Origin of the sequence: Pedobacter paludisoli, from assembly GCF_052344095.1 — a bacterium.
GTDB lineage: Bacteria > Bacteroidota > Bacteroidia > Sphingobacteriales > Sphingobacteriaceae > Pedobacter.
Window position 1 is genome coordinate 3,126,792 of the sequence record NZ_CP179926.1, and the last position, 12,552, is coordinate 3,139,343.

Annotated in this window: 11 protein-coding genes; 8 read left to right on the plus strand and 3 right to left on the minus strand. The window is 37.6% G+C overall.

From position 1 onward, the window contains the following. Positions 1-77: 77 nt before the first annotated feature. Positions 78-1,607: an L-piperidine-6-carboxylate dehydrogenase gene (gene amaB / locus ACJVDK_RS12760; protein ID WP_443940052.1), complete on the minus strand. Its 1,530-nt coding sequence runs from the start codon at positions 1,605-1,607 to the stop codon at positions 78-80. Between the two features lie 130 nt (positions 1,608-1,737). On the opposite strand from amaB, the gene ACJVDK_RS12765 reads away from it, so the two are divergent. The 8 genes from ACJVDK_RS12765 (at position 1,738) to ACJVDK_RS12800 (ending at position 10,905) form a co-directional block, all read left to right on the plus strand. After that, a complete protein-coding gene (locus ACJVDK_RS12765) occupies positions 1,738-4,245 on the plus strand; it encodes a M1 family aminopeptidase (RefSeq protein WP_443937049.1) in 2,508 nt (835 codons plus the stop codon). 608 nt (positions 4,246-4,853) lie between these two features. Further along, on the plus strand, positions 4,854-6,257 hold the full coding sequence (locus ACJVDK_RS12770) for a tetratricopeptide repeat protein (RefSeq protein ID WP_443937050.1): 1,404 nt from the start codon (positions 4,854-4,856) through the stop codon (positions 6,255-6,257). Positions 6,258-6,318: 61 nt separating this feature from the next. Next, positions 6,319-7,086: a phosphosulfolactate synthase gene (locus ACJVDK_RS12775; RefSeq protein WP_443937051.1), complete on the plus strand. Its 768-nt coding sequence runs from the start codon at positions 6,319-6,321 to the stop codon at positions 7,084-7,086. 75 nt (positions 7,087-7,161) lie between these two features. Continuing rightward, positions 7,162-7,905: a shikimate dehydrogenase family protein gene (locus tag ACJVDK_RS12780; protein ID WP_443937052.1), complete on the plus strand. Its 744-nt coding sequence runs from the start codon at positions 7,162-7,164 to the stop codon at positions 7,903-7,905. 33 nt (positions 7,906-7,938) lie between these two features. Continuing rightward, positions 7,939-8,553, plus strand: coding sequence for a gliding motility lipoprotein GldD (gene gldD / locus ACJVDK_RS12785; RefSeq protein ID WP_443937053.1), 615 nt, complete (start codon positions 7,939-7,941; stop codon positions 8,551-8,553). A gap of 13 nt (positions 8,554-8,566) precedes the next feature. Continuing rightward, entirely contained in the window at positions 8,567-9,205 is a 639-nt protein-coding gene (locus ACJVDK_RS12790) for an MBL fold metallo-hydrolase (protein WP_443937054.1), read from the plus strand. A 75-nt stretch (positions 9,206-9,280) separates the two neighbouring features. Next, positions 9,281-10,513, plus strand: a complete 1,233-nt coding sequence (locus tag ACJVDK_RS12795; RefSeq protein WP_443937055.1) for an ABC transporter permease — start codon at positions 9,281-9,283, stop codon at positions 10,511-10,513. Positions 10,514-10,542: 29 nt separating this feature from the next. After that, entirely contained in the window at positions 10,543-10,905 is a 363-nt protein-coding gene (locus ACJVDK_RS12800; protein WP_443937056.1) for a hypothetical protein, read from the plus strand. On the opposite strand, the gene ACJVDK_RS12805 is transcribed toward ACJVDK_RS12800, so the two are convergent. Together ACJVDK_RS12805 and ACJVDK_RS12810 are read right to left on the minus strand one after the other, a co-directional pair. Beyond that, a complete protein-coding gene (locus ACJVDK_RS12805; RefSeq protein ID WP_443937057.1) occupies positions 10,906-11,283 on the minus strand; it encodes a hypothetical protein in 378 nt (125 codons plus the stop codon). 547 nt (positions 11,284-11,830) lie between these two features. Next, complete coding sequence (locus ACJVDK_RS12810) at positions 11,831-12,538, minus strand: S24 family peptidase (protein WP_443937058.1); 708 nt, start codon at positions 12,536-12,538, stop codon at positions 11,831-11,833. Positions 12,539-12,552: the final 14 nt, after the last annotated feature.

Here is a 12,552-nt window from a genome sequence, read left to right on the forward strand (position 1 = left end):
TTTTACAGATAAATACCATCTCAATTTAATATTTGAAAAATCTAAACACCTTCTGCCTTCAGTTTTTTAAACACGTTCTACAAATCAAATTTTATCCCTTGCGCTAGTGGCAAGGTGTTCGAGTAATTAATGGTATTCGTTTGTCGACGCATGTAGGCTTTCCAAGCATCGGAACCACTTTCTCGTCCTCCACCAGTTTCTTTCTCGCCGCCAAAAGCACCGCCAATTTCAGCCCCTGAAGTGCCAATATTAACGTTTGCAATTCCACAATCAGAACCCGAAGCCGATAAAAATTGTTCGGATTCGCGCAAATTTAAAGTCATAATAGCCGATGATAATCCTTGAGGAACAGCATTTTGCAAAGCTATAGCCTCATCTAAAGTTTTATATTTTATGAGATATAAAATTGGGGCAAAAGTTTCATGCTGCACAATTTTAAAATCGTTTTTAACCTCGGCAATGCAAGGTTTCACATAACAGCCACTAGCAAAATCAGCACCTTGTAAAACCCCTCCATCCACTAAAAATTTACCGCCTTCGGCTTTGCATTTTTCAATCGAATCTAAATATGCAGCTACTGCATCTTGGTCAATTAAAGGCCCCACATGGTTATGCTGATCCAATGGATCGCCAATACGCAATTGGCCATAAGCTTTCACCAGTTTTGTCGCAAAAGTATCGTACACGCTTTCATGAATAATCAAGCGTCGTGTACTCGTACACCGTTGTCCGGCAGTTCCAACAGCGCCAAAAACAGCCCCAATTAAACTCATATCTAAGTCGGCATGTTCCGAAATAATAATGGCATTATTGCCGCCTAGCTCTAATAAACTTTTTCCTAATCGAGCGCCTACTACGGATGCTACTTCTTTGCCCATACGAGTACTCCCCGTTGCTGAAATTAACGGAACACGAGAATCTTTCACCAACATTTCACCGACAGCCTTATCTCCTAAAATCAAATTAGATACGCCTTCAGGGATGCTATTTTCTTTCAAAACCTGAGCTATAATTTGTTGACAAGCAACTGCTGTTAAAGGTGTTTTTTCAGAAGGCTTCCAAACGCAAACATTTCCACAAACCCAAGCCAATGCCGCATTCCAGCTCCAAACAGCTACCGGAAAGTTAAAGGCCGAAATAACACCTACAATCCCTAAAGGATGCCATTGCTCGTACATGCGATGATTGGGTCGTTCACTGTGCATGGTTAAACCATACAACTGCCGCGATAAACCAACCGCGAAATCGCAAATATCAATCATCTCCTGCACCTCGCCCAAACCTTCTTGCAAACTCTTACCCATTTCGTACGAAACCAGTGTACCTAAGACTTCTTTTTGCTTACGTAAAGCATCGCCAAATTGACGAACAACCTCTCCTCTTTTGGGTGCTGGCACTGTTTTCCAATAATTTGCCGCTTCCTGTGCTTGATCAAAAACGACGGTGTAATCATTTGCCGAAGCTGACTTAACCATAGCAATCAGCTGACCATCAACTGGAGAATGACTGGGTATTTCAGAAACATTATCCACGCCTCCCCAAACACTTCCTGTACTAAATGCCCCATTAATCTGTTTAATGCTTAGGGAATCTAAAATAGCTTTCATTTCTGTTCTCATAGGCTTACAACTTACACAAAATAAATTAAAAAGTAAATAAAGCTCGCTACATTTGGGAGATTCATTTAAAGGAGAGGCCTTACCTTTTCCTTTAATTTGCAGCACAAAAAAATTAGACATGAAAAAACCTTTTTTAACTTCCGGCTTACTTCTTGCCGCCCTTTTTACAACGAGCATTGGAGTAGCACAAGAAAAACCAGTAGAATCGCCTAATCTTTCCGTTTATAGGGCAACTGTTCCAAAAATCAACGATTTAGTGCATACCAAACTCGATGTATCATTCGATTATGCAAAGCGATACTTGTATGGAAAAGAATGGGTAACCTTAAAACCGCACTTCTATGCCACAGACTCCTTAACCTTAGACGCTCAAGGGATGGATATTAAAACAGTGGCATTGGTTAATACAAAAGGCCAAACCCCACTAAAATATACATACAACGACAACAAACTGTACATCAAACTCAACAAAAAATACAGCAATACCGAAAAATACACCATCTATATCGCTTATACGGCAAAGCCGGATGAACTAAAAGTAAAAGGAAGCGCTGCGATTACTGATGCTAAAGGTTTATATTTTATTAATCCGGATGGTACCGATAAAAATAAGCCAACACAAATTTGGACCCAAGGCGAAACAGAGTCTTCTTCTGCTTGGTTCCCAACAATTGACAAACCCGATCAAAAAACTACACAAGAAATTTCGATGACTGTAAAATCGAAATACACCACCTTATCCAACGGGAAACTGGTTAGCCAAAAAGCCAATACCGACGGCACCAGAACGGATACGTGGAAAATGGAATTACCTCATTCGCCCTATTTATTTATGATGGCTATAGGCGATTTTAAAATTACAAAAGACACCTACAATGGCAAAGAAGTAAGCTATTATTTAGAACCAAAATATGCACCTTACGCCAAACAAATTTTTGGTAAAACACCAGAAATGATGAAATTTTATAGTACGGTCTTAGGCCTTGATTACCCATGGAATAAGTACGCACAAGTAGTTGCCCGCGATTATGTGTCAGGAGCAATGGAAAATACCACCGCTACTTTACATGGCGAACAAGTTCAAAAAACAGCTCGCGAATTACTCGACGAAAATGAAGAAGGAACCATTGCCCATGAATTATTCCACCAATGGTTTGGCGACTATGTTACCGCTGAATCATGGAGCAACTTAACGGTAAACGAATCTTTTGCCACATTTGGTGAAATTATTTGGCATGGCCACGATGCCGGTAAAGATGCCGAGGATAAATCGCGCTATGAAAAATTGCAATCGTACCTCCGCTCAACAAAAAATGGCATTAGTCCGGTTTTAGCCCGCTTCCATTACAACGACAAAGAAGACATGTTTGATAACGTTAGCTATGCCAAAGGATCCATTATCTTATATGCGTTAAAACAACAAATGGGCGATGCCGCATTTTACAAAGGCTTAAACCGCTATTTAACTAGCAATGCCTTTAAAAACGGCGAAACACATCAATTGCGCTTAGCTTTTGAAGATGTTTCTGGCTTAGATTGGAATCCATACTTTAACCAATGGTATTACCAAGGAGGGCATCCCATTTTAAATGTAAATTACACCTATGCGAATGGAAAGCTCAGCATAAACGTAAAGCAAACACAAGATGCTAGCGTACAAACCTTTACACTTCCACTTAAAATTGACTTACATACCGGAAACGCCAAAAACAGGGTAAACATTGTTATCGATAAACGCGAACAAAACTTTACATTCGATTTAAGCAGCAAGCCTGATTTAGTTGATTTCGACACGGAGAAAATTTTAGTTGGAGAAATTAAAGACAATAAAACATTGGAGAATTATGTTTTCCAATACACCCACGCACCAAGCTATAAAAACAGAATTGAAGCCTTAAACTTTGCTGCCGAAAGCAAAGAAGCAACGGCTCAGCAACTTTTGCTTGCGGGTTTAAAAGATCAATCGGCCGACTTGCGTACATTAAGTATTGAGGCATTAAATTTCGACAATGCACAAATTAAGACCGAGGCTTTGCCTATTTTATTGCAAATTGCTAAAACGGATAAAAACACAGAGGCAAGAGCCGCCGCGATTACAAAATTAGCGGCAACCGGCGATCAAACCTATAAACCGCTCCTGCTCGAAGGCATAAAAAATCCATCATACAATGTAATTGGCGCTTCCATAGCCGGCTTGGCTAAATTAGTGCCAGCAGAAGGAGCAAACGCTTTGGCAAGCTTAGATGAGGACACAAAAGACCACATTGCAGCTCCTGTCGCCAATATCTATGTGGCGAATCCGAAAGATGAATACCAACCGTTTTTTGATAACATGATGGCCAATGGCGACCGAAATAAGGTCTTCTCTGTTGTTGGGCAATATTTTCAATATCTCAGAAATAATACTAACCCAGCCATTACAGAAAAAGGGACCAAAAGTATTAATGCTGCAATAGACCGGTTGAAACTAGCGCCTTATTTGGCAAAACAATTAAGTTCTGCTTACACGAATACTTCAGCAGCTAAAACTAAACAAGCTGCAACTGCTAGTGGAACTCAAAAAAACGACTTAGAAAAACAGGCCGAACTTTTTAAAACTGCTGCGGCTGAGTTAGCAACGAAATAGTATTTCTAGCTCTTTTAAACACGGTCCATCAAATTTGAGTGCCCCCAAAAAGTTAGACACTTTATGGGGGCATTTTTATAGGTAGAAAATCCGCTGTTCGTAATATTACATTGGTTACCACGGACAAATAATAAATGAGAATGGATTCAAATACCGATGAGGCTGGTTGTAGAAAAAGTAGAGGAGTTTTATATGCTAGCTGTGAAATGTCTTACAGCAGAAAAAAAGGAAAATTGGAACGAGTATAGAAAAAATTTCAATCAGGATTTGGTAATCCTTTTGCCCGATTCGATATACCCACAAGCGTCTATACCTCCTAAAACACTTAGGAACAAGGCAATAACACACCCTTTCATCATGACTTTGCCATTACGTTATTCCTATAAAATTAGTGTAGTTTTGTAAAAGAAGGGAAAAGGAACCGCGACAAAGGAGAAATTTCATATTTATCCACATGTGTGAAACACATACAAAACAGTTTATTTTCAAGCAGTTAACTCAAAAATAAGGTTTTGTGTTAATAATTATTTTCAAAAGCCACAATTAATTATTGTAAACTTATAATGTGATTTTCTGCTAATTGGCACGGTTCTTTAATTGTAAATGATATGGAAGAAGAATTCTTTTTTGAATCCAACGAAGACGCACAACGCTCGGTAGAACGTTATGAAGAGATGATCCGAAACAAAGATCAATATTTCTTTGATGCGCACGCTTTTGAATACATTGTTGATTTTTACATCGAGAAGAACGACCCCGTAAAGGCCTTACAAGTGGTTGATTATGCCATTAGTCAGCATCCGTACGCAACGGTTTTCTTGATTAAAAAAGCGCATTTATTCATTTTAACCAACAACCACGAGGAAGCTTTTATAGCTTTACAAAAAGCTGAACTACTTGAGCCTTCTGAACCGGATATTTATCTGTTGAGAGGAAACATCTTTCAAAACACAGAACGCTATAACGAAGCTTTAGAAAACTACGAAAAAGCACTGGGTCTTGCAGAGAATACAGATGAAATTTTATTGCAGATAGCCTATGTTTATCAAAGCATGTCTGATTATGAAAATGCTATCACCTACATCAAATTAAGCTTAGAGCAAAACATGGAAAACCAGGATGGCCTGTATGAATTGGCCTTCTGCTACGATGTACTCGACAAGCAAGAAGAAAGCATCAAGTTTTACCAACAATATATAGACACCGACCCGTATTCGTATGCTGCCTGGTATAATTTGGGCAATAGTTTTCACAAGCTTAACCTTTTTGAGAAAGCAATAGATGCGTATGATTATGCTATCCTAATTAAAGACGATTTTAGTTCTGCCTATTTCAACAAAGGCAATGCGCTCGTACAATTGGATAAATACGACGAAGCGATCGACGTTTATAAACAAACATTCGAATACGAACAGCCCAATGCCGATACCTATTGTGCCATTGGCGAATGTTTCGAAAAGCTTGAAAAAATGGATGAAGCGCGTTCGTTTTATAAAAAATCAGTTAAAATGGACCCAAAAATGGCTGATGCTTGGTTTGGGATAGGGGTTACGCTTAACTCTGAAGAGCGCTATTTTGAATCCTTGCATTTTTATAAAAAAGCCATTGATTTAGAGGCCGAAAACCCTGATTTTTGGTTTGCTATGGCAGATGCATATTATAAACTAGGTCAATTTGACGAATCGGTTGATGCCTACGAAAAAGTGTTGGAATACAACCCTTTGGATGTAGAGGCTTGGTTAGACTTTAGCACCATTTTATACGAACAAGGTAAATTATTAGAAGCTTCGGAAGTAATGGCCGAAGGAATTAAAAACAATCCAGATGCTGCGGAATTATATTACCGTATGGTTGCCTATTTATTTGCAATGGGAAATTCAAACGATGCACTTGGCTATCTGGAAACGGCATTAATGGCCGATCCTGAAAAGCATTACATCTTATTTGAATACTTACCTCAACTACAAGATAATAGTACCATTCTTAACATTATAAACCGCTACATCAGGTAAAGAAGTATGTGAAGAAAATTTGACATATAAATCTCAATTTTTTTTTCACTTTTGTACACATATGAATTACCCATTATTAAACGTACCCGAACGTCCAGCAAAACCACGTCAAAAAGGATTGACAATGGTTATGGACAAAGGACTAAGCCTACGTCAAGTAGAAGATTTTTTAGAAGTTGCTGGAGTACATACAGATATTGTTAAGTTAGGCTGGGCTACATCCCACGTTACACCAAATCTTAAAGAAAAATTAGCTTTATATAAAAGTGCAGGTATCCCAACCTATTTTGGCGGAACCTTATTCGAAGCCTTTGTAATCCGCAATCAATTTGCAGATTATCAACGTGTATTGGATCAATATGGAATGGAATATGCAGAAGTATCAGACGGTTCTATAGAAATAGAACACGACAGGAAGTGTGAATTCATCCATCAATTATCAAAGCAAGTTACTGTAATCTCAGAAGTTGGAAGTAAAGATGCGGCCAAAATATTTGCTCCATACAAATGGATTAAATTAATGAATGCCGAAATGGAAGCTGGCTCTTGGAAAGTAATTGCCGAAGCACGCGAAGGTGGAAATGTAGGTATTTATCGCGGAAGCGGAGAGGTTAGAGAAGGTTTGGTTGATGAAATTTTAACACAAATACCTGAAGAAGCGATTATTTGGGAAGCCCCTCAAAAGGAACAACAAGTTTGGTTTATTAAACTTTTAGGCACCAACGTAAACTTAGGTAACATCGCTCCTGCGGAAGTAATTCCACTTGAAACCATTCGATTAGGTTTACGTGGTGATACGTTTGATCATTTTCTTAACTTAGAGAGATAACACAAAACGTTTTTATATCAAAATGCTAAGCAACTACAAATTGTTTAGCATTTTGCTCCTTTAAACCATTCGAAAATGAAAACCTACGGCTTAATTGGCTATCCACTATCGCATTCTTTCTCAAAAAAATATTTTACAGAAAAATTTTCAAATGAGGGAATTGAAAACCACGAGTACGAGCTTTTTCCACTGGAAGGCATTCAACAGTTTTCAACTTTATTAGCGGAACAAGCATCGCTTTGCGGCCTGAATGTAACTATTCCGCATAAGGTTGCCGTTTTGCCTTTTTTACATGAAATGGATGAGGCCGCGGAAAAAATTGGCGCTGTAAATTGCATTTCGATAAAAAAGATCAATGGTAAACAAGTTTTAAAAGGATACAATACAGACGCGTATGGTTTCGAAAGCTCTTTGCGACCTTTACTGACCGAAAACCATACCAAAGCACTCATTTTTGGTGATGGCGGTGCAGCCAAAGCTGTAAAATATGTGCTTGAAAAATTAAACATCGCGTATTTGGTTGTGGTTCGCAAACCCAAAGAAGGCGCTCTTTTATACGAAGAGATTACACCCGAGATTCTTGCAACGTACAAACTATTAATTAACACCACTCCATTGGGCATGTCGCCTCAGGTAGACACTTATCCGAATATTGACTACAGCAAAATTGGTCCGAATCACCTTGCGTACGACCTCGTATACAACCCGCTGGAAACCCTATTTTTAACGAAAGCCGCCGCACAGGGAGCAAAAGTTAAAAACGGCCTTGAAATGCTTTACCAACAAGCAGAAAAAGCCTGGGCTATTTGGAATAGTTAAATTCCTTACTTTTACATTTTCTTAACCGTTTATATGCTCAACTATATTAAGACAGCTAAAGCAACATTTCATAGGGTTGTACTTTTTACGCTCGCAGGAGTACTCTTTCTTTCAGCCTGTCAAAATCACGATTATAGTCCTAAGCCCAAAGCATATTTCAGAATTCAATATCCAAAAAAAGAATACATTACTTTTAATCGGCCAGTGCCGTATTCTTTTCAATATCCGGTGTACGCCCAAATTGAAAAAGATAACAGCCGCGATGCGAACCAAAACTGGTACAACTTGCACTTTAAACAATTTAATGGGTTTTTACACTTCACCTATTACGACGTAAACAATAAAAAAGAATACGATGAGATGGTAGAAGATGCGCGAAAATTGGCCTTTAAGCATACCGTAAAAGCCACTGCGATTGATCAAAAAATCATCTATTATCCACAAAAAAAACTGTATGGTGTTTACTATGCTATTGAAGGAAATACAGCTTCATCCGTGCAATTTTTCTTAACCGATAGTGCCAAGCACTACTTACGAGGAGCTTTATATTTTAATGAACGCCCCCAGTACGACTCCATTGAACCCGTTATTAAATTCATAAAAAAAGACATCGATACTTTAATTTCTACGTTTAAGTGGAAAAATTAATATAAAACCTACCATGATTACAGTAAAATCTTTTGCCTTTAATGCCTACAGTGAGAATACATACCTGCTATTTGACGAAACCAAACAGTGTGTAATTATCGACGCAGGAATGTATGAGGGTTCGGAACAAAATCAATTAAGTGCCTTTATTAAGGCGGAAGGTTTAACGCCGGTGCTTCTATTAAATACGCATTGCCATATTGATCATGTATTTGGAAATAAGTTTGTATTTGATACTTGGGGTTTAAAACCACAGTTTCATGAGGGTGAATTAAGCGTTTTACAAGCCGTACCAAGCTATGCTCCGGCCATGGGCTTTACCCGATATGAAGTTTCGCCTTTACCCGATACTTTTTTACCCGAAAGCGGTAGCATTTCCTTTGGAAATAGCACTTTAGAACTCATTTTTGCTCCAGGACATTCTCCTGCACATCTGTGTTTTTACAGCAAAGCTGATGATTTTATTATTGGTGGCGATGTGTTGTTTTACGGCAGCATTGGCAGAACAGATTTACCCGGGGGTAATCATCAGCAACTGTTAAAAAATATCGAAGAGAAATTATTTATGCTTCCAGAAAGTTGTGTGGTTTACCCAGGCCATGGACCGGCTACCAGTATCGGCTTTGAGAAAGCAAATAACCCATTCTTTTAGTTTTCAATTCTTTAATTCACAACAGATTAGCATCGTATGTAAAAAACAGAAATGTAATTTCTGTACCTTTAGCCTGTGAACACATCGTTATTTATTGCAAAAAGATACTTATTTGCCAAAAAATCGACCAATGCCATTAATGTGATATCGGCAATATCCATGTTGGGTGTCATGGTGGGTAGCGCTGCCTTAATTATTGTTTTATCGGTTTTTAACGGATTGGAAGAAGTGGTTTTAAACATGTTTAATACCGTTACTCCTGAAATTGCTATTACCCCTTCCCAAGGCAAAACATTTAATCCAAACACACCCTATTTTAACACACTTCGTCAGGATAAAAGAATTTTCTCTTTCAGTGAAATTCTTCAAGAAAAAGCACTTCTACAATACAAAAACACACAAGCTGTAGGCTTGGTAAAAGGGGTAAGCAAGGATTATTTAAAAAATAATCAGCTAGATACCATCATTCAAGAAGGGCATTTTATTTTGGAAAACCAGAGCGGTTATGCCGCGGTTATTGGTTCTGGCCTGCAAGCCTATTTAGCTGTTAACACAAAGGACCCTTTTGTGCAATTGCAAATATATTCACCAAAAAAAACAATCTCCGTTAACTCGCTTAATCCTACGAATGATTTTACCATAAAAACAATTCCGGTAAGTGGCGTTTTCCAAGTTCAGGAAGATTTTGACAGCGGTGTTATTGTTCCTTTAAGCTTTGCCCGCAATTTACTAGGCGAGGAGCAAAATGTTTCCTCTATTGAAATTAATTTACTTGACCAAGCCGATGTGGAAAGTGTTAAACACGACATACAAAGCCATTTAGGCAAAAACTTTCAGGTCAGAAATCGAGCGGAACAAAACCAGTCGCTTTATCACATTCTCAACACAGAGAAATGGGCGGTATACATCATTTTAACTTTTATCTTAATTATTGCTATATTTAATATAATTGGCTCCTTAACCATGTTGGTTATCGAAAAGGTAAAAGATATAGCCATTTTAAGCAGCCTTGGGGCAAACAAAACACTGATTAAAAGAATTTTCCTTTTAGAAGGGATGATGATTACCATGACGGGCTGTATCCTAGGATTGCTTATTGGCTTAATTTTTTATTATGTACAGCATTATTTTGGCATTATAAAAATGAATGAAGACAACATGACATTAATTAGTTCCTATCCTATAACCCTGAAATGGAAAGACTTTGTACTTGTTTTCTTTACCGTGGGTATTTTTTCATTTTTGGCATCTAGTTTGTCTTCCAAATTAAGTGTTAAAAAAATCAACCAAATAAATCAAACCATATAAGTAGTATGAAGGTATTAAAACTAATTTTTATGCTTGTATCCTTTCTGGGATTTGGAATTACCGCGTGTAATACAAACAAAGCAACCCATACAAATACCGACACTAACCACGTAATTGTGAAAGGCTTATATAGCTTTGGCCCCGAGTTAAAATTCTTTAGCCGCTGCGATGACGGACGTGAATATTGGGTTGCTGATACGACTAAAACACTTGAGCTTTCCTATAGCAAACTAGGGTTCGAAAAACCATACAAACCAGTGTATGTAGAACTGGAAGGTTTTTTCACGAAATCTGATACCGCTGTTGTTTCTGCCGACTTTGATTCTACATTGGTAGTAACAAAAGTAAACAAAATTAGCACGACCATTCCGGAAGGCCCTTGCTCGCAATAATTAGCCTTTGTTCGGAACCGCCAACCACCAGGTATTGTTCCACGCATCGCTAAAACCTGCACTTAAACCGTATTCACGCTCATCGGGTTCCTGTATCGAAATCGCCCCTAATGCAAGTGCTTTTTGGTAATAATCCATTGCCTTTGGCGTAAAAACAAAGAGTACAGAACCATAGGGTTTATACAGGTCATTTGCTTGCGTAAACATGATCGTTCCTTTTGCCAATATTGCTTCGGCGTGCATCAAGGTTCCATCCTCGCGCGGAACAGTCAGCTTTATTTCTGCATCAAAAACGTTTTCCAAAAAGCTGATAAACCCATTTGCATCGTCAACACATAAATAGGGCATAATTGGCTGATAATAATCTGGCACTTTCATAACGCTACTATATTTATAGGGCATAAAACAAATTGTACATAAGGGGAAATTTTATTTTCAGGGGAAAAAGCGGCTTTAAACTATATTAAAGCCACTTTTTTTGTTTTTACTGATGTCTGATCTATAAGAAACAAATTGTGCAATTTTTACCATTCGCTCCCGTTTATTTACCGTTTAAACGCCGTATAAACGCTTATTAAAGCATTTATTAACTAAGAGGGTAAAAATATGCCTTCTTTTTACCGTCAGGGCGGTTTTTTATATTTATTATCCTATCAAATTTAAGCAAATTAATGCCTTTTGGTAGTATGGATGTATTGTTGTTAAAATTGATAGCACGGACATTTGGGCGGACATTTGGGCGGACATTTTGTGTATAAAAAAAAAGAATTAAACGGGTCTTATTGCGTTAAAACATAGTTAAAACTATTGTTTAGTGTGTATTCAAGTGGGGATATTACCATATTTATTTGCATTGTTTTATTTATAATAACCTGTGATTCAGTTTGTTTTATTTTTTACCCCTTTTAGAAATGTGTGTATAATATTAATACATGTTGTTTATTCTAATACTTGCTTTAATAAGGGCTAAGGCTGTAATAAACTTTAGTTTAACTTCTTTGGGTTGATGATGTGTGTTTTGAGATACAAGTCTTACCCATTCTTCCCCCTTTTCTGATTTTTGAATGTATTTTACTGTTATTATATCGTCGCCATGATTTGAATAGCTCAATAGATACATTTCCCCCCAAAAGATATTCTCTAAATAGTTGTGTACTGTTTTGTAAATAACTATATCTCCGCTTTTTAGTAATGGATACATTGAATCTCCTACAATAGAAATTGCTCCATCCGCTTTTGGTAAATTTGGTATTCTGATGTGATCTAATACATTTTCTTTTTCTTTAAACAAGCTAACAAGCCCTGCGCTTGCTTTAAAGTCATACAATGGGATTGTTTGTTCGTTGTATAATTTTTCGGTTTTACTTAGATGGATATGATTAGGCGGGCTTTCTATCATTACTACAGGGGGTTCCTTGTCAGTTATCATTTCACCATTTCCTGTTAACAGCCAAACCGGATTAATATCTAAACAATTGTCTAATATCTTATTAAACACACTCTCACCTAAATCGGCATTTCTCTTTAATTGAGTTGCTATATATCCATTAGAAAGCCCGTTTTTCTTTTCAAATGAGCTATTAGTGAGCTCTTTATAGTCAATATATTGCTTTAGTCTTTCAATAGCCTTCATTAGTCTGTTAGAAA

Coding starts and splice junctions, on each gene's coding strand:
- ACJVDK_RS12810 (WP_443937058.1), bottom strand. CDS start 12,538: ATGAAGGCTATTGAAAGACTAAAGCAATATATTGACTATAAAGAGCTC.
- ACJVDK_RS12790 (WP_443937054.1), top strand. CDS start 8,567: ATGATTACAGTAAAATCTTTTGCCTTTAATGCCTACAGTGAGAATACA.
- gldD (WP_443937053.1), top strand. CDS start 7,939: ATGCTCAACTATATTAAGACAGCTAAAGCAACATTTCATAGGGTTGTA.
- ACJVDK_RS12765 (WP_443937049.1), top strand. CDS start 1,738: ATGAAAAAACCTTTTTTAACTTCCGGCTTACTTCTTGCCGCCCTTTTT.
- ACJVDK_RS12775 (WP_443937051.1), top strand. CDS start 6,319: ATGAATTACCCATTATTAAACGTACCCGAACGTCCAGCAAAACCACGT.
- ACJVDK_RS12780 (WP_443937052.1), top strand. CDS start 7,162: ATGAAAACCTACGGCTTAATTGGCTATCCACTATCGCATTCTTTCTCA.
- amaB (WP_443940052.1), bottom strand. CDS start 1,607: ATGAAAGCTATTTTAGATTCCCTAAGCATTAAACAGATTAATGGGGCA.
- ACJVDK_RS12800 (WP_443937056.1), top strand. CDS start 10,543: ATGCTTGTATCCTTTCTGGGATTTGGAATTACCGCGTGTAATACAAAC.
- ACJVDK_RS12770 (WP_443937050.1), top strand. CDS start 4,854: ATGGAAGAAGAATTCTTTTTTGAATCCAACGAAGACGCACAACGCTCG.
- ACJVDK_RS12805 (WP_443937057.1), bottom strand. CDS start 11,283: ATGAAAGTGCCAGATTATTATCAGCCAATTATGCCCTATTTATGTGTT.